We start from the raw sequence: 16190 nt of genomic DNA on the forward strand, positions 1-16190 counted from the left end.
TTCCTCATACGCGTTCAACGATGGTGGCGATGCCCATGCCGCCGCCCACGCACAGCGTGGCCAGGCCATAGCGCTGGCCCCGGCGGTGCAACTCGTCAATCAGGGTGCCGAGGATCATGGCGCCCGTGGCGCCCAGCGGGTGGCCCATGGCGATGGCGCCGCCGTTCACGTTGACCTTGTCGTGCGGCACGCCCAGCTCGCGCATGAAGCGCATGGGCACGGCGGCGAAGGCCTCGTTCACTTCGAACAGGTCGATCTGGTCGATGGTCATGCCCGCGCGGACCAGCGCCTTCTTGGCGGCGGGCACGGGGCCGGTGAGCATGATGGTGGGGTCGGCGCCGCTGAGCGCCGTGGCCACGATGCGTGCGCGCGGCGTGAGGCCGTGGGCCTTGGCGGCGGCCTCGTTGCCGATGAGCACGGCGGCGGCGCCATCCACGATGCCCGACGAGTTGCCCGCGTGGTGCACGTGGTGGATGCGCTCCACCTGCGGGTAGCGCTGCAACGCCACGGCGTCGAAACCCATGCCGCCCAGTTGCTCGAACGAGGCCTTGAGCGCGCCCAGGCCCTCCAGCGTGGTCTTGGGCTTGATGAATTCGTCCTCCGCCAGGATGGTCTGGCCGATGAAGTCGCGCACGGGCACGACCGAATTCTTGAAGTAGCCCGCTGCGCGCGCGGCGGTGGCGCGGCGCTGCGATTCGAGGGCGAAGGCATCCACGTCGGCGCGGGTGTAGCCATCCAGTGTGGCGATCAGGTCGGCGCCGATGCCCTGGGGCACGAACAGGGTTTCCGAATTGGTGGCGGGGTCTTGCGCCCAGGCGCCTCCGTCGGAGCCGATGGGCACGCGGCTCATGCTCTCCACGCCGCCGGCCACCACCAGGTCTTCCCAGCCGCTGCGCACCTTTTGCGCGGCCAGGTTCACCGCTTCGAGGCCCGATGCGCAGAAACGGTTGACCTGCACACCCGCGCATCGAAAGTCCCACCCGGCCTTGAGCGCGGCCACTTTGGGCAGCACCGAACCCTGTTCGCCCACGGGCGAGACGATGCCCATGACCACGTCGTCCACCGCTGCCGTATCAAAGCGGTGGCGCGCCTGCAGCTCGATCAGTAAGCCGGTGAGCAGGTCGATGGGCTTGACCTCGTGCAGGGTGCCGTCCTTCTTGCCCTTGCCGCGCGGGGTGCGCAGCGCGTCGAATACATAGGCTTCGGTCATGAATGGTCTCCGGTGGTCTTTAAACTGGAAGCTCGCTGGGTGATTGGGCAGGCGCTTGGGAGGCGCGCCCCATGCGGGTCGGCAGCGAGCGGTGCCTCGGCGGCGCACACCACAACAGCGCGCTTTCTGACGCGCGTGCGGTGGTTTTTGCACTATCTTTCTGCGGTTGCTCTCTCATTTTTGGCTATGAAACGAAATACATCCTCTGCATTGCAGCGCATGGTCCGTGGCGCTGTGGAATACGACGACACGCGCGATGGGTTTGCGCTGGAACACCATGTGGTACTGGCCGCATCCAGCGCGCTGGCGGTGGCGGCCTTCATGGCACCCAGCCGCAGCTCGGCGGCGATTCGGGGCATCGGCGCGGGTTTGCTGCTGATGCGTGCCCTGAGCGGCAGCCAGGGTGTCCGCTCCTGGTTGAATGTCACCGATCGCCGCCCCGGCGCGCCGCTCAGCCCCGAGGAAGCCCGCGCCGCCTGGTACCTGTGACGGTGTTGGGCGCCCGTCGCGGCGCAGTCCGTGGCGCTGGTCATGGTGCTATTTGCCCAGGCCCATGGCGCGTGCAATCACTTCTTTCATGATCTCGTTCGTGCCGCCGTAGATGCGCTGCACGCGCGCATCCGCGTAGGCGCGGGTGATGGGGTATTCCCACATGTAGCCGTAGCCGCCGAAGAGCTGCACGCATTCGTCCATCACCTTGCACTGCAGGTCGGTGGTCCAGTACTTGGCCATGCTGGCGGTATCGGTGTCGAGCTGGTCGCGCGTGATCAGCTCGCAGCACTTGTCCACGAACACGCGGGCCACCTGCACCTGGGTCTGCAGCTCGGCCAGGGTGTGGCGGGTGTTCTGGAACGAGGCCACGCTCTGGCCGAAGACCTTGCGCTGCTTGACATAGTCCACCGTCCAGTCGATGGCGGCCTGCGCGGACGCCACGGCGGTGATGGCGATCTGCAGGCGCTCCCACGGCAGCTGCTCCATCAGGCAGATGAAGCCGCGCCCTTCCATGGCGGGGCCGCCCAGCAGGTTGGCGGCGGGCACCTTCACGTCGGTGAAGAACAGCTCGGAGGTGTCCTGCGCCTTCATGCCCATCTTCTTGAGGCGCTGGCCTTTTTCGAACCCAGGCATGCCGCGCTCCACCAGGAAGAGGCTGGTGCCCTTGGCCCCGGCCGCCGGGTCGGTCTTGGCGACCACGATCACCAGATCGGCATGCCAGCCGTTGGTGATGAAGGTCTTGCTGCCGTTGAGCACATAGTGCGATCCATCGGCGCTTTTCATGGCGGTGGTCTTGATGCCCTGCAGGTCGCTGCCCGCGGCGGGCTCGCTCATGGCGATGGCGCCTACCATGGCGCCGCTGGCCATCTGTGGCAGGTAGCGGCGCTTTTGCTCCTCGGTGCCGTAGTGCAGGATGTAGGGCGCCACGATCTCGCTGTGCAGCCCGAAGCCGATGCCCGTGGTGCCGGCGCGCGCCAGCTCTTCCATCTGCGCCACGGAGTAGAGCTTGTCGGCCCCGGCGCCGCCGTATTCCTCGGGCAGGCTCATGCACAGAAAGCCGTTGGCGCCCGCCTGGCTCCACACCTCGCGCGCCACGTAGCCCTGGTCTTCCCAGTCGGCGTGGTGGGGCATTACCTCCTTGTCGATGAAGCGGCGAAAGCTGTCGGCAAAGGCCTGGTGGTCGGGCTGGAAGAGGGTGCGTTCGATCATGGCGGTGGATTCGGTCTATTTATGCAAAGTTACTGCTTGGTTAAATTCTGCCACCGACTGGGGCCGAGCGCACCCCCTGAAACGCAAAAGCCGCCCGAAGGCGGCTTGAAGGAGGCGGGTCAGGCGCTCATGGCTTGACGTAGTCGGAGACCACCTTCCACTTGCCATCGGTGATCTGCGACAGGCGAGAAAGATCGCTGCCCAGGCGCTTTTGCGGGCCGTAGGTGGCCTCGGCGCTGCCGAACATGTCGGGCGGGATCACCATGGTGTCCATGGCCTTGATGAAGCTGTCGGTGGTAAGGCTGGTGCCCGCCTTCTGGGCTGCCTTGATGAAGGCATCCACCGCCCCGTAGCCGTAGACCGAGAACACCGTGGGGTCTTCGTTGAACTTGGTCTTGTACTTGTTGGCCCAGAAGCGGATGGGCTGGCTGGCCTCGTCCAGGTAGGGGTGCTGCACCGTCATGGTGGCGTACAGGCCGTCCATGGGCTTGCCGCCCAGCTTGTGGATGAGGTCGGTGTACGCGGCGCTGGAGCCCAGGAACGTGGGGTTGAAGCCCGTTTTGCGCGACTCGCCGATGGTGCCGATGGTCTCTCGGATGATGGTGCCCAGTATCACGAAGTCGCAGTCCGACGACTTCATCTTGGCGACCTGCGACGAGAAGTCGGTGGCGCCGCGTTTGTACGACGTCTTCTCGGTGAACTCCATGCCCAGGGACTTGAGCGCCGCCTCGCCGCCACGCATCACCTCCAGGCCGAATTCATCGTCCTGGTAGATGGTGCAGACCTTCTTGGCGCCTTTTTCCTTGATGAGCTTGGGCGCGGCCAGGCGGATCTGGTCGTAGTAGGTGGCGGCGAACGAATACTTGAGCTTGTGGAAGGGCTCGTACATCTCGCGCGCGGCGGTGACCGGGAAGAAGTTGATCACGTTCTTGCTGAACTGCACCGGCATGGCGGCCAGGTTCTGTGCCGTGCCGATGTGCGCCACCATCATGAAGATCTTGTCCTGGTTCACGAGCTTCTGCGCGGCCAGCACGGCTTTCTTGGGGTCGTAGCCCGAGTCTTCCACCTTCAGGTCGAGCTTGCGGCCGTTGACGCCGCCTTGCTCGTTGGCCTCGTCCACGCGCAGCATCATGCCCAGCCGCACCTGCTTGCCAAAGCCCGCCAGCGGGCCGGACAGGTCCTGGATGGAGCCCAGGGTGATGGTGTCCTTGCTCACGCCCTGGCTGGGCTGCGCCTGCGCAGCACCTGCGGCCATGGCCACGATGGCCAGCGCGGCAATGTGATGAAGTTTCATGGCACGTCTCCTTGAATGGATCAGTCGTTATAGAACGATGCCCAGGGTGGGGCACCAGCACTTTCCCTATGCCGCGCGCCACCTGGCGCAGGCTGCCTAGCGGTACATGGCGTCAATCTGGGGCGCGTACTTCTGCTGCACCAGCTTGCGCTTGAGCTTCATGGTGGGCGTGAGCTCCTCGTCCTCGGCGGTGAGCTGCGTGTCGAGCAGGAAGAACTTCTTGATCTGCTCCACGCGGGCGAACCGGGTGTTCACGCGGTCGATCTCGGCCTGGATCAGGTCCTGCACCTCGCGGGCGCGGGTCAGGCTGGCGTAGTTGCTGAAGGGCACGTCGTTGTCCTGCGCATATTTCTCCACGTTCTCCTGGTCGATCATGATGATCACCGTGAGGTAGGGGAGCTTGTCGCCGATGACGACGGCGTCCGTCACGTAGGGGCTGAACTTGAGCTCGTTCTCCAGCTCGCTGGGCGTGATGTTCTTGCCCCCGGCCGTGATGATGATGTCCTTCATGCGGTCGGTGATGCGCAGGTAGCCGTCGGCGTCGATGGTGCCCACGTCGCCCGTGTGCAGCCAGCCGTCGGCGTCGATGGTCTCGGCCGTCTTTTCTGGCAGGTTGAGGTAGCCCTTGAACACATTGGGGCCGCGCACCAGGATCTCGCCCGTGGCGGGGTCGATGCGCACCTCGTTGTAGCTGGCCGCCGGGCCGATGGAGCCGGGCTTGATGCGGCTGGCGGGCACGCCGGTGGCGGCGCCGCAGGTCTCCGTCATGCCCCACACCTCCAGCATGGGCACGCCCAGGGCCAGGTACCACTTCACCAGTTCGGGCGAGATGGGCGCTGCGCCCGTGACGAGGAAGCGCGCGCGGTGGATGCCGATGAGCTTGCGCACGTTGTTCAGCGCCAGAAAGCGCGCCAGCATGAACTTCGCCTTCAGCAGTCCCCCTACCGGCTGGCCCGCCAGCACGCGGTCTGCAATGCGGGTGCCCACGCCAATCGACCAGGCATAGGCCGCCTGCTGCAGGCGCGTGGATTCCTTGAGCGCGATCATCACGCCCGAATAGAACTTCTCCCACACGCGCGGCACGGCGGTGAACACCGTGGGCGCGATCTCGCGCACGTTCTCGGGCACGGTGTCGGGGTTCTCGACGAAGTTCAGGCGCGAGCCGGTGTACAGCGAGAAGTACTCGCCGCCCATGCGCTCGGCGATGTGGCACAGCGGCAGGAAGCACATGGCCTCGTCGTCTTCGGTGCGCGATATCAGCGTGTTGTAGCCGCGCACCGTGTAGGTGAGCGCGGCGTGCGTGTGCATCGCACCCTTGGGCTTGCCGGTGGTGCCCGAGGTGTAGACGAGGATGGCCACGTCCTCGGGCTGGCAGGCCTGTACCCGGCGCATGAGCGCGTCGGGGTTCTGCTGGTTCCAGGCGCGGCCCATGTCGCGCAGCGCATCCAGGCTGATGACGCCCGGGTCCTGAAGGCCCCGCAGGCCCTCCATGTCGAACACGACGATCTTGCGCAGCAGCGGCAGGTTGGCGCGCACCTCCAGTGCCTTGTCGAGCTGCTCATCGTCTTCGACGAACAGCACGCTGGTGCTGGAGTCTTCGCTCAGGTAGTGCACCTGGGCGGCCGCGTCGGTGGGGTAGATGCCGTTGGACACGCCGCCGCAGCTGAGCACGGCCAGGTCGGCCAGCACCCATTCGATGTTGGTGCTCGACAGGATGGAGGCGCAGTCGCCGCGCGCAAACCCCAGCGACATGAGTCCGCCCGCGATCTCGCGCACGGCCTCGGCGGTCTGGTCCCAGGTCCAGCTCTTCCAGATCCCCATTTCCTTCTGGCGCATCCACACGCGCGGGCCGCGCTCGGCCACGGCGTTCCAGAACATGGCCGAGATGGTGCTGCCGGCCAGCACGTCGGTGCCGGCGGGCTGGATGTGATCGAGGTCCCAGAGATTGCTCATGTAGTCCTCACCGCCAAGTCTTTTTCTTCTTCCACCGCCGCTCACCCCGCACGCCGACATCCTTCATGCCCAGGTAGAACTCCTTGATGTCGTCCTTCTCGCGCAGGCGCTCGCAGCTGTCCTCCATCACGATGCGGCCGTTCTCCAGCACGTAGCCGTAGTCCGATGCGTTGAGCGCCATGTTGGCGTTCTGCTCGACCAGCAGGATGGTGGTGCCGCGCTCGCGGTTGATGCGCACCACGATATCGAAGATCTCCTTGGTGAGCTTCGGGGACAGGCCCAGGCTGGGCTCGTCGAGCAGGATGAGTTCGGGGTTGGCCATGAGCGCGCGCGAGATGGCCAGCATCTGCTGCTGCCCGCCCGAGAGCAGGCCCGCGTCCTGCGCGGCGCGTTCCTTCAGGATGGGGAAGTAGCCGTACACGGTTTCGATGTCGCGCGCCACGGCGTCGGCGTCGCCGCGGGTGTAGGCGCCCATGAGCAGGTTGTCGCGCACCGACAGCAGCGCGAACACCTCGCGCCCCTCGGGCACATGCATGAGGCCCCGGCGCACGATGGCCGCCGGGTCGTTGGCGGTGATGTCGGCGCCCTGGAACTCGATGGAGCCCTTGCGCGGGTCGATGATGCCGCTGATGGTCTTCAGGATGGTGGTCTTGCCCGCGCCGTTGCTGCCCAGCACGGCGGCGATCTCGCCGCGCCGCACCTGCAGGCTCACGCCCCGGATGGCCTTGATGGGGCCGTAGGCGCTTTCCACATTCTGCAGGCGCAGCAGAGGTTGGTCGGCCGCCGCGGCGGCTGGTGTGTTGACGGCGGCAAGTACGGCGCTCATTCGGAAACCTCCGTGCTGCGCGCTGCGGTGCGAGCTTGCTGGGGGCGGCCCGGCGCGGCGCTCATGCCCGGACCCCCAGGTGGGAACCCGCCGGGCGGCGCAGGTTGCTCACATCGTCGATGGTGCCCAGGTAGGCCTCGATCACGCCGGGGTGCGACTGCACCTCGCGCGGCGTGCCCATGGCCACGACCTCGCCCTGGTTCATCGCCAGCACGCGGTCGGACACCTTGGAGACCAGCGACATGTCGTGCTCCACCATCAGCACGGTGATGCCCAGCTCGTGCTGGATGTCCTGGATCCAGAAGGCCATGTCGTCGGTCTCCTCCACGTTCAGGCCAGACGAGGGTTCGTCGAGCAGCAGCAGCTGCGGCTCGGTGCACAGCGCGCGGGCCAGCTCCACCACCTTGCGCACGCCGTAGGGCAGGCCGGCCACCAACGTGTCGCGGTAGTGCTGCAGGTCGAGAAAGTCGATGACCTGCTCGGCCTTTTCGCGGGCTCGCACCTCGGCGTTGCGCACCTTGCGGGTGAACAGCATGTCGGCCCACAGGCCGGTCTCGCGCCGCGTGTGGCGGCCGATCAGCAGGTTGTGCAGCACGCTCGCGTGCTCGAAGAGCTCGATGTTCTGGAAGGTGCGCGCTATCCCCAGGCCCGCCACCTTGTGCGGCGGCTGGTCGGTGAGCGGCAGCATCGCGCCGCCCGGGCCCGCGTAGGCGATGGTGCCGGTGGTGGGCGTGTAGATGCGGCTGATGAGGTTGAACACCGTGGTCTTGCCCGCGCCGTTCGGGCCGATGAGGGTGAACACCTCGCCCCGGCGCACGTCGAAGCTCACGTTGTTGACCGCCAGCACGCCGCCAAAGCGCACGCTGAGGTTCTGGGCGCTGAGCAAGATGTCGTCAGTCATGGGTACAGCAATTGGGGTCATTTCACTGGTCCATTGCGCTGAATGCCGCTCGCTGCCTTTGCGACTGGCGTGACCGAGGCCAGTGCCCCCGCGCAAAGGCCGCCCCACCGCGCTGGGGGCGTTCCCCTCCCGAATCGCGCAGCGGGTCGAGAGAGGGGGAAGGCGCGAAGCGACTCAGGGGGTGCTTCATCTCAGCCTGTCCGACTTCTGGAAGGACTTCTGCCGCTTGAACAGGCCCTTGCGGTAGAACGGGAACATCTGCAGCCAGGTGCGCACCTTGAGCCAGCGGCCGTACAGCCCCATGGGCTCGAACAGCACGAAGGCGATCAGGACCGCGCCATAGACCACCGCCTGCAGGCCCGGCGCCTGGCCCACGGCGGCAGGCAGCCAGTCCTTGCTCAGCGAGATCAGCTGGGGCATCGAGATCAGGAAGATCGCGCCCAGGAACGCGCCGTGCACCGAGCCCAGGCCGCCGATCACGATCATCAGCAGCAGGTCGATGGACTGCAGGATGTTGAACTGGTCCGGCGAGATGAACTGCAGCTTGTGCGCATACAGCGCGCCACCGATGCCGGCCAGGGCCGCCGAGATCGAGAACGACAGCGTCTTGTAGCGCGCGAGGTGGATGCCCATGCTCTGCGCCGAGATCTCCGAATCACGGATCGCCACGAAGGCCCGGCCCGTGGGCGAGCGCAGCAGGTTCAGGATGGCCAGGGTGCTGACCACGGCGATCACGAGGCACAGGAAGTAGAAGGACTCGGTGGATTCGAACTTGAAGCCCCAGATCTCGGGCGGCACCAGGTGCTTGCCGGAGTTGCCCCCGGTGGCCGACTCCCACCGCGCGAACACCTCCTCGACGATGAAGCCGAACGACAGCGTGGCCATGCCCAGGTAGATGCCCTTCACGCGCAGCGCGGGCAGCCCCACCACCACGCCCACGGCGGCCGACAGCCCCGCCGCGCAGGCCAGCGACAGCGCGAACGGCCAGCCCATGCCCGTGAGCACCGCCTGGGTGTACGCCCCCACGCCGAGGAAGGCCGCATGTCCGAGCGAGAACAACCCCGTGAACCCGGCCAGCAGCATGAGCCCCAGGCCCACGATGGCGTAAATCAGCACGAAAGTGAGCTGCGCGAGCCAGTACTCAGGCGCCACCCAGGGTGCTGCGACCAGCCCTACGGCCAGCAGGCTGTACCAGAAGACATGCCCGCCATGTTTGGCGAGGCGCAGGTCTTGTTCGTAGCTGGTCTTGAAGATGAATCTCATGGGGTCACACCTTCTTGCGCAGCTTTTCGCCGAACAGTCCATTCGGTTTGACCATCAACATGATCAGCACCACGATGTACGCCGCCGTGTCCTTGAAGCCGTCGGGCAGATAGAAACCCGAGAGCGATTCGACGATCCCGATGACCAACCCTCCCACGATGGCGCCCGGCAGGCTGCCAAAGCCGCCCACTACGGCGGCGGGAAACGCCTTCAGCCCGATCAGCCCCATGTTGGCGTGCACGAAGGTGATGGGCGCCAGCAGCAGCCCCGCCACGGCGGCCACGGCGGCGGCCAGGCCCCAGGCCAGGCCGTTCAGACGCTGCACGGGGATGCCCATGTAGTACGCGGCCAGCTGGTTCTGCGACGAGGCCTGCATCGCGATGCCCAGCTTGCTGTAGCGGAACATCGCGAACAGCAGCACGCACAGTGCGGCCGTGGCGCCGATCACCACCAGCTGCTCGGCGTTGAGCACCAGCGCGCCCAGGCGGAACGACAGGTCCTTGTAGGGCACGGGCAGCGTGTGCGTGTCGGTGCCGATGTTGGGAATCATGGTGACCAGCCCGCGCAGCACGTAGCCGATGCCGATGGTGAGCATGACGATGGAGAACGCGGGCTGACCGAGGATGGGGCGGATCACCGCGCGTTCGAGCACCACGCCGAAAAGGCCCATGGCCAGGATGCTGGCGAGCACCGCCATCCAGAAGGGAAAGCCCAGCACCGTCATGAGCGCCAGGCCGCAGAACGCGCCCAGCATCATCAGCTCGCCCTGGGCGAAGCTCACGGTCTCCGTGGCCTTGTAGATGAGCACGAAGCCCAGCGCTATCAGGCCGTAGATGCACCCCTGGGAGATACCGCTGATCAACAGTTGCAAGAATTGCACCCTGGCGCTCCAGAATATTTTTACAAAGCGATTGCTTTGCATAAATAATGGTGCCTGTGCCGGACGCATCCCGCACTCGGGGCTAACCCTGATCGGTCCCGGCGCATATTGACGCAGTGCGCGGCGGGGCGCAATAAGGGTTGCGTCCGATAGGCGCACCCCGGGGCGCCCTCCGGCAGGGCCGGGGAAGGCGCGCAACACCCTCTGAGAGAACGCCATGTCCGTACAGATAGAGACCGAGGACCGTGTCACGCTGGTGACACTGCACCGCCCCGACGTGCGCAATGCCGTGGACGCGGCGACCGCGCGAGCGCTCCACGCCGCGTTCCTGGCGTTCGAGCAGGACGGCGCGGCCGACGTGGCGGTGTTCCATGGCGCTGGCGGGCATTTCTGCGCGGGCTGGGACCTGCAGTCGGGGGCGCGGCTGCAGGCGCAGGGCGTGGCGCCCGAGGCGCTGGCCGGATCGCTCGATTTCACGGCCGACACCCCGCTGCCGCTGGGGCCGATGGGCCCCAGCCGGTTGCACCTCACCAAGCCGGTGATCGCCGCAGTCAGCGGCGCGGCCGTGGCCGGTGGCATGGAACTGGCGCTGTGGTGCGACCTGCGCGTGATGGAAGAGGACGCGTACTTCGGTGTCTTTTGCCGCCGCTTCGGCGTGCCGCTGATCGACGGCGGAACCGTGCGCCTGCCCCGCCTGGTGGGCCTGTCGCACGCGCTGGACCTCATCCTCACCGGCCGCAAGGTCGGGTCGGCGGAGGCCTTGCGCATGGGGCTGTGCAACCGCGTGGTGCCCCCGGGGCAGGCGCTGCAGGCGTCGCTCGCGCTGGCGCGGGAGATCGCTGCATTCCCGCAGGCCACGCTGCGCGCCGACCGGGCCAGCGCGCTCGCGGCCGAAGGGCTGCCGCTGCAGGAGGCCCTGCTGCGCGAGTGGGCGGGGGGCCGGGCGTGCCTGGCCGACGCCCTGCGGGGAGCGGCGCGGTTCGCCGACGGGCAGGGACGCCATGGTGAGTTTTGAGTGAAAATGGCCGCCAGCGCTTATCGTGAAAGCGCAGTGTGCTATATAAAATATAGCAAATGACGTTCGTGGGCCCGAGCTGCCCGCGCGCACTCCCCCAGGAAACCCATGAGCAAATCCACCACACCGCCCCCGCAAGCCTTCGAGCCCGACTTCATTGCCGGGCTCAAGGCCATCTTTGAAGAGAAGATCGTGTTCAACCAGGTGCTGGGCCTCAAGATCACCTCCCTCAAGCCCGATGGCGTGGTGGGCCGCATCGACATGAAGCCGGACCTGGTGGGCCACTATGCGTACAACCGCATCCACGGCGGCGTGATCAGCGCGGGGCTGGACGCCATGGGCGGGCTGGCCGTGATGGCGGCCATCGGCGCCAAGCACATGGACGAGGCGCCCGAGCAGCGCCTGCACCGCTTTGCCAAGCTGGGCACCATCGACCTGCGCATCGACTACCTGCGCCCCGGCATCGGCAGCCACTTCGAGCTGCGCGCCAACGTGCTGCGGCTGGGCTCGCGCGTGGCCAGCACGCGCATGGAATTCCTCGGCCCGGACGGGGAGATCATGTCGGCGGGGGCCGCGGCGTACATCGTGTCGTAGCGCCCTGAGCGGCTAGGCCGCTGTGCGGCGCGGGCGGGGACGGCGCCTTCGCTGCGGGGCGGCTTCACCGCCAAGGCGCTGCGCGCGCACCCCTCTTCGGACACGGGGGCGAGGTCACGGCCGCTGCCGCGCCCCCATCGCGTGGATGTGTGATCCCGCAAGCCTTGCAAGCGCATGCTACGGACGAACCGTTTGGTTACCGTTCTTGCGTAACGAAGGCATCTTTCACAGGGCCCCAAACCTACGATGACTTCTTTTCAAGGAGATCTGATGGCCGTGCAAAACCCCTTCTTTGGCAAGCGTGAACCTGAGTCGTTCCAACCCCGCCATGGCACCACCACTTCATCATCCTCATCTGCCGCCTCCAGCCTGAGCGGCACGGCGGCCAGCAGCGCGGCCACGGCGCAGTCCGTGGCCGGCACCGCCGCCAACCGGTCTTCCAGCGACTCCTCGGGCAGCAAGCTCACGGTGGGCCCCAACATCAAGCTCAAGGGCGTGGAGATCACCGATTGCGACACGCTCGTGGTCGAAGGCACGGTCGAGGCCACCATGGATTCGCGCGTCATCCAGATCTCTGAAAACGGCGCCTTCCGCGGCTCGGCCGAGATCGACATCGCCGAAATCCATGGCGAGTTCAATGGCACGCTCACCGTGCGCCAGAAGCTCGTGATCTACAGCACCGGCAAGGTCAACGGCAAGATCCGCTACGGCAAGCTGGTGGTGGAAGAGGGCGGGCAGCTCGCGGGCGAGATCGAGGCGGGCTTTGCCAGCGGCGCGTCGTCGTCCGGCGCGCAGCGCACGGCGTCTGCACCGCTGCGGGCCGAGCCCACGGCGATGGCGGCCTGATCCGCATCGCGGCACACAGATAACCAGGGCATTCAGGCACCCGCGGCAGCTCGGCCTGGCTGGAGCCGTCACGGGTGCCTTGTGCCGTCCTGCGTGCCGGTGGCGGCGCGGCGCGGGTGCGGAGAAGGCGGCATGGAAATGGCTTTGTAAAATTTCCACGTCGTCTTGCACTCCGGGCGCGCTTTCTTCGCGCCATCGCCACCATGACACGAGTTCTATTTGCCACGTGCCTTGCCCTGGCTGCGCTCAACGCCTGGCCGCAGGCCGAGCCGTCCGAGCCCGTGCGGCGCGCCACGCGGCAGCCGGTGCAGCGCGATGCCGCGCCCGGCCCCGCGCAGGCACCCGCACCGGCCAGCGCCCTCACGCCCTTCGTGGATGCCCATGTGCACCTCAACAGCCTGCCGATGCAGCTGGAGCTCATGGCGCGCTGGGGGGCCAGCCACGCGGTGGTGTTCTGGGGCGGGCGCAGCAGCAATGAGTCCGTGGCCGAGGCCGGGCGCCAGCACCCCGGCGTGCTGATTCCGTTCGCCTCGATATCGCCCGAACGCACGGCGTACCGGCCGCACTGGGAGCACAACGGCGTCGAACTGCTCACACAGCTCGACGACATGCTGGCGACCGGCCTCTACAAGGGCATCGGCGAAATTTCGGTGGCGCACTTTCCCTCGGCCGGCTTCGCGGAGACGGACTTCGGCGTGGCCGGCCCGATGATGGCGGGCATCCTGGAGCTGGCCCGCAAGCACAAGGTGCCGGTGATGGTGCATGTCGAAAGCACGCGCATGGCGGAGCTTTCACAGCTCTTGCAGCGGTTCCCGGGTGTGCCCGTGATCTGGGCGCACGGGGGCTATACGCCGCTGTTCCTGGCGCGGCGCATGCTGGAGCGGCATCCCAACCTCTACTACGAACTGAGTGCGCGCACCTGGCCCCACCATCCCCGCTCGCCGGACTACACCATCCTGCGCGATGGCACGCGCGTCTGGCCCGAGTGGCTGGCGCTCATCGAGGAACAGCCCGGGCGCTTTCTGGTGGGAACGGATGCGAGCCACCGCTCGGCCGCGAGCGACGACATGAAGTACGCGAGCGTGCAGGGCTTCCTGGCCCAGCTGTCGCCTGGCGCGCGCCAGGAGGTGGCGCGGGGCACGCTGATGCGGCTGGTGGGGCTCGGGCAGCCCTAGGCCGCATGCCGGTCCGGGTCTCCCCGGAAAGCCTGCGCAAAGGCCGGGCCGTGCGGGGCCGTTTCTCCCCTACGACGGATTCGGCGCCAGCTTGGGCACGGGGCGCGGGCGTCCCTGCTCGTCGATGGCCACGTAGGTGAGCCGCGCCTCCGTCACCTTCACGTACCGGCCCTGCTCGGCAAAACGCTCGGCATACACCTCCACCTCCACGGTGACCGAGGTGTTGCCCACGCGCGTGATGGACGAGAAGAACGACAGGATGTCGCCCACGCGCACGGGCTGCTTGAAGATGAACTCGTTCACGGCCACGGTGGCCATGCGGCCCTGCATGTAGCGCGCGGGCAGCACCGAGCCGGCGAGGTCGACCTGTGCCATCACCCAGCCCCCGAAGATGTCGCCGTTGCCATTGGTGTCGGCGGGCATGGGGATCACCTTGAGCACCAGTTCCTTGTCGGAGGGCAATGCGGCGGGGGGCGGGCTGAAAACGGCAGACATGGGCACAATCTCGGTTGGGGCTGAGCCAATCCTTGGGGAACCAGGGGTTTCATCACAGGCTCGCGCCCTGCAAAAAACCACCTGGGCATCAGCCGGGTCGGTAAAAACAACAACTGGAATTGTCCCCCATGCGCCACCACGGCGAAACCGCCCCTTCCGCCACCGCCACCATTGCACCGCCTGCGCAGTCCGACTGGAGCACCCTGAACCGCCTGCTGCCCTACCTGTGGCAGTACAAGTGGCGCGTGATCGCCGCCATCGTGTTCATGGTGGGTGCCAAGGTGGCCAACGTGGGCGTGCCCCTTCTGCTCAAGACGCTGGTCGATGCGATGAGCTTCAAGCCCGGAGACCCGGCGGCGCTGCTGGTGGTGCCCGTGGGGCTGCTGGTGGCCTACGGCGCGCTGCGGCTGTCCACGTCGCTGTTCACCGAGCTGCGCGAACTGGTGTTCGCCAAGGCCACGCAGGGGGCGGCGCGCTCCATCGCGCTGCAGACCTTCGAGCACCTGCATGCCCTGAGCCTGCGCTTTCACCTGGAGCGGCAGACCGGCGGCATGACGCGCGACATCGAACGCGGCGTGCGCGGCATCGAGTCGCTGATCTCCTTCACGCTGTTCAACGTGGTGGCCACGCTGGTCGAGGTGGTGCTGGTGCTGTCCGTGCTGGCCGTGAAGTTCGACGCCTGGTTTGCCTGGATCACGCTGGCGGCGCTGGCGTTCTACATCGTCTTCACGGTGCTGGTGACCGAGTGGCGCACCCAGTTCCGGCGCGAGGCCAACGAGTTCGATTCGGCCGCGCACACCAAGGCCGTGGATTCGCTGCTCAACTACGAGACGGTCAAGTACTTCAACAACGAAGGCTTCGAGGCCCGCCGCTACGACGAAAGCCTGGAGCGCCTGCGCCGCGCGCGGCTCAAGAGCCAGACGACGCTGTCCCTGCTCAACACGGGGCAGCAGCTCATCATCGCCGCCGGGCTGGTGGCCATGCTCTGGCGCGCCACGCAGGGCGTGGTCGATGGCCGCATGACGCTGGGCGACCTCGTCATGGTCAATGCCTTCATGATCCAGCTGTACATCCCGCTCAACTTCCTGGGCGTGATCTACCGCGAGATCAAGCAGAGCCTGACCGACCTGGACAAGATGTTCACGCTGATGGACAAGGAGCGCGAGGTGGCCGACCGCCCCGGCGCATTGCCCCTGGCCGGGCTGGACCAGCCCGCCGTGCGCTTCGAGGACGTGCATTTCGCCTACGAGGTGCGCAAGGGCGGCGACCTTGGCAGTGGCCGCCCCATCCTGCAGGGCATCAGCTTCGAGATCCCCGCGGGCAAGACGGTGGCGGTGGTCGGGCCCTCGGGCTCGGGCAAGTCCACGCTGGCGCGGCTGCTGTTCCGCTTCTACGACATCCAGCAGGGCCGCATCACCATCGCCGGGCAGGAAATCCGCGCCGTGACGCAGGCCAGCGTGCGCCAGGCGATCGGCATCGTGCCGCAGGACACGGTGCTGTTCAACGACACGGTGGCCTACAACATCGCCTACGGCCGCCCCGGCGCCAGCCAGGCCGAGGTGGAAGCGGCCGCGCGCTCCGCCCGCATCCACGACTTCATCGCCAGCACCCCCAAGGGCTACGGCACCATGGTGGGCGAGCGCGGGCTCAAGCTCTCGGGCGGCGAGAAGCAGCGCGTGGCCATTGCGCGCACCCTGCTCAAGAACCCGCCCATCCTGATCTTTGACGAAGCCACCTCGGCGCTGGACTCGGCCAACGAGCGCGCGATCCAGGCCGAGCTGCAGAACGTCTCGCAGAACAAGACCACCCTGGTGATCGCCCACCGCCTCTCCACGGTGGTGGAAGCGCACGAGATCCTGGTCATGGACGCGGGACGCATCATCGAGCGCGGCACGCATGCCCAGCTGCTGGCCCTGGGTGGCCGCTACGCGGGCATGTGGTCCTTGCAACAGGAAAGCCCCCCCGAGTCGCCTGCGGCGCTTTCCCCCTGAGGGGCGGCACCCCCGCCATGGGGCGGCCCTTGCCGGGTGCCTCTCG

General features: G+C 67.0%; 15 protein-coding genes. 6 read left to right on the forward strand and 9 right to left on the reverse strand.

Going from position 1 to position 16190, the window contains the following annotated elements:
• Positions 1 to 4: 4 nt before the first annotated feature.
• Positions 5 to 1210 (reverse strand): acetyl-CoA C-acetyltransferase, encoded by a 1206-nt coding sequence (locus ACAM51_RS17915; RefSeq protein ID WP_369641390.1) that lies wholly within the window; start codon positions 1208 to 1210, stop codon positions 5 to 7.
• Positions 1211 to 1396: 186 nt separating this feature from the next.
• Here ACAM51_RS17915 and ACAM51_RS17920 point away from each other — a divergent pair, with 186 nt between their 5' ends.
• The gene (locus ACAM51_RS17920; protein WP_225584958.1) at positions 1397 to 1699 is read left to right on the forward strand and encodes a hypothetical protein; all 303 of its coding nucleotides are present in this window, start codon (positions 1397 to 1399) and stop codon (positions 1697 to 1699) included.
• 48 nt (positions 1700 to 1747) lie between these two features.
• On the opposite strand, the gene ACAM51_RS17925 is transcribed toward ACAM51_RS17920, so the two are convergent.
• From ACAM51_RS17925 to ACAM51_RS17955, 7 genes are all read right to left on the reverse strand, one after another.
• Positions 1748 to 2911: an acyl-CoA dehydrogenase family protein gene (locus ACAM51_RS17925; RefSeq protein ID WP_369641391.1), complete on the reverse strand. Its 1164-nt coding sequence runs from the start codon at positions 2909 to 2911 to the stop codon at positions 1748 to 1750.
• Between the two features lie 127 nt (positions 2912 to 3038).
• Positions 3039 to 4205, reverse strand: coding sequence for an ABC transporter substrate-binding protein (locus ACAM51_RS17930; protein WP_218340479.1), 1167 nt, complete (start codon positions 4203 to 4205; stop codon positions 3039 to 3041).
• 96 nt (positions 4206 to 4301) lie between these two features.
• Entirely contained in the window at positions 4302 to 6158 is a 1857-nt protein-coding gene (locus ACAM51_RS17935) for a long-chain fatty acid--CoA ligase (RefSeq protein ID WP_218340478.1), read from the reverse strand.
• Between the two features lie 7 nt (positions 6159 to 6165).
• On the reverse strand, positions 6166 to 6984 hold the full coding sequence (locus ACAM51_RS17940; RefSeq protein ID WP_369641392.1) for an ABC transporter ATP-binding protein: 819 nt from the start codon (positions 6982 to 6984) through the stop codon (positions 6166 to 6168).
• Positions 6985 to 7045: 61 nt separating this feature from the next.
• Positions 7046 to 7885, reverse strand: coding sequence for an ABC transporter ATP-binding protein (locus tag ACAM51_RS17945; protein ID WP_369641393.1), 840 nt, complete (start codon positions 7883 to 7885; stop codon positions 7046 to 7048).
• A gap of 186 nt (positions 7886 to 8071) precedes the next feature.
• On the reverse strand, positions 8072 to 9148 hold the full coding sequence (locus ACAM51_RS17950; RefSeq protein WP_369641394.1) for a branched-chain amino acid ABC transporter permease: 1077 nt from the start codon (positions 9146 to 9148) through the stop codon (positions 8072 to 8074).
• Positions 9149 to 9152: 4 nt separating this feature from the next.
• Complete coding sequence (locus ACAM51_RS17955; RefSeq protein WP_369641395.1) at positions 9153 to 10028, reverse strand: branched-chain amino acid ABC transporter permease; 876 nt, start codon at positions 10026 to 10028, stop codon at positions 9153 to 9155.
• Between the two features lie 217 nt (positions 10029 to 10245).
• On the opposite strand from ACAM51_RS17955, the gene ACAM51_RS17960 reads away from it, so the two are divergent.
• From ACAM51_RS17960 to ACAM51_RS17975, 4 genes are all read left to right on the forward strand, one after another.
• The gene (locus ACAM51_RS17960) at positions 10246 to 11043 is read left to right on the forward strand and encodes a crotonase/enoyl-CoA hydratase family protein (RefSeq protein ID WP_218293237.1); all 798 of its coding nucleotides are present in this window, start codon (positions 10246 to 10248) and stop codon (positions 11041 to 11043) included.
• Between the two features lie 108 nt (positions 11044 to 11151).
• Positions 11152 to 11637 (forward strand): thioesterase family protein, encoded by a 486-nt coding sequence (locus ACAM51_RS17965; RefSeq protein WP_218293238.1) that lies wholly within the window; start codon positions 11152 to 11154, stop codon positions 11635 to 11637.
• A 270-nt stretch (positions 11638 to 11907) separates the two neighbouring features.
• Positions 11908 to 12483 carry a polymer-forming cytoskeletal protein gene (locus ACAM51_RS17970; protein ID WP_218340474.1) on the forward strand — a complete coding sequence of 192 codons (576 nt, stop codon included), beginning with the start codon at positions 11908 to 11910 and terminating at the stop codon, positions 12481 to 12483.
• Positions 12484 to 12686: 203 nt separating this feature from the next.
• Positions 12687 to 13658 carry an amidohydrolase family protein gene (locus tag ACAM51_RS17975; protein ID WP_369641396.1) on the forward strand — a complete coding sequence of 324 codons (972 nt, stop codon included), beginning with the start codon at positions 12687 to 12689 and terminating at the stop codon, positions 13656 to 13658.
• A 69-nt stretch (positions 13659 to 13727) separates the two neighbouring features.
• Here the strand turns inward: ACAM51_RS17975 and ACAM51_RS17980 are convergent, their stop codons facing one another.
• Positions 13728 to 14153 (reverse strand): acyl-CoA thioesterase, encoded by a 426-nt coding sequence (locus tag ACAM51_RS17980; RefSeq protein WP_218293241.1) that lies wholly within the window; start codon positions 14151 to 14153, stop codon positions 13728 to 13730.
• 128 nt (positions 14154 to 14281) lie between these two features.
• Here ACAM51_RS17980 and ACAM51_RS17985 point away from each other — a divergent pair, with 128 nt between their 5' ends.
• Positions 14282 to 16144 carry an ABC transporter ATP-binding protein/permease gene (locus tag ACAM51_RS17985; RefSeq protein WP_218293242.1) on the forward strand — a complete coding sequence of 621 codons (1863 nt, stop codon included), beginning with the start codon at positions 14282 to 14284 and terminating at the stop codon, positions 16142 to 16144.
• Positions 16145 to 16190 lie beyond the last annotated feature (46 nt).

The organism is Acidovorax sp. A79, assembly GCF_041154505.1.
Lineage (GTDB): Bacteria > Pseudomonadota > Gammaproteobacteria > Burkholderiales > Burkholderiaceae_C > Acidovorax.

Coding starts and splice junctions, on each gene's coding strand:
- ACAM51_RS17970 (WP_218340474.1), top strand. CDS start 11,908: ATGGCCGTGCAAAACCCCTTCTTTGGCAAGCGTGAACCTGAGTCGTTC.
- ACAM51_RS17920 (WP_225584958.1), top strand. CDS start 1,397: ATGAAACGAAATACATCCTCTGCATTGCAGCGCATGGTCCGTGGCGCT.
- ACAM51_RS17975 (WP_369641396.1), top strand. CDS start 12,687: ATGACACGAGTTCTATTTGCCACGTGCCTTGCCCTGGCTGCGCTCAAC.
- ACAM51_RS17950 (WP_369641394.1), bottom strand. CDS start 9,148: ATGAGATTCATCTTCAAGACCAGCTACGAACAAGACCTGCGCCTCGCC.
- ACAM51_RS17965 (WP_218293238.1), top strand. CDS start 11,152: ATGAGCAAATCCACCACACCGCCCCCGCAAGCCTTCGAGCCCGACTTC.
- ACAM51_RS17985 (WP_218293242.1), top strand. CDS start 14,282: ATGCGCCACCACGGCGAAACCGCCCCTTCCGCCACCGCCACCATTGCA.
- ACAM51_RS17945 (WP_369641393.1), bottom strand. CDS start 7,885: ATGACTGACGACATCTTGCTCAGCGCCCAGAACCTCAGCGTGCGCTTT.
- ACAM51_RS17925 (WP_369641391.1), bottom strand. CDS start 2,911: ATGATCGAACGCACCCTCTTCCAGCCCGACCACCAGGCCTTTGCCGAC.
- ACAM51_RS17935 (WP_218340478.1), bottom strand. CDS start 6,158: ATGAGCAATCTCTGGGACCTCGATCACATCCAGCCCGCCGGCACCGAC.
- ACAM51_RS17960 (WP_218293237.1), top strand. CDS start 10,246: ATGTCCGTACAGATAGAGACCGAGGACCGTGTCACGCTGGTGACACTG.
- ACAM51_RS17980 (WP_218293241.1), bottom strand. CDS start 14,153: ATGTCTGCCGTTTTCAGCCCGCCCCCCGCCGCATTGCCCTCCGACAAG.
- ACAM51_RS17915 (WP_369641390.1), bottom strand. CDS start 1,210: ATGACCGAAGCCTATGTATTCGACGCGCTGCGCACCCCGCGCGGCAAG.
- ACAM51_RS17940 (WP_369641392.1), bottom strand. CDS start 6,984: ATGAGCGCCGTACTTGCCGCCGTCAACACACCAGCCGCCGCGGCGGCC.
- ACAM51_RS17930 (WP_218340479.1), bottom strand. CDS start 4,205: ATGAAACTTCATCACATTGCCGCGCTGGCCATCGTGGCCATGGCCGCA.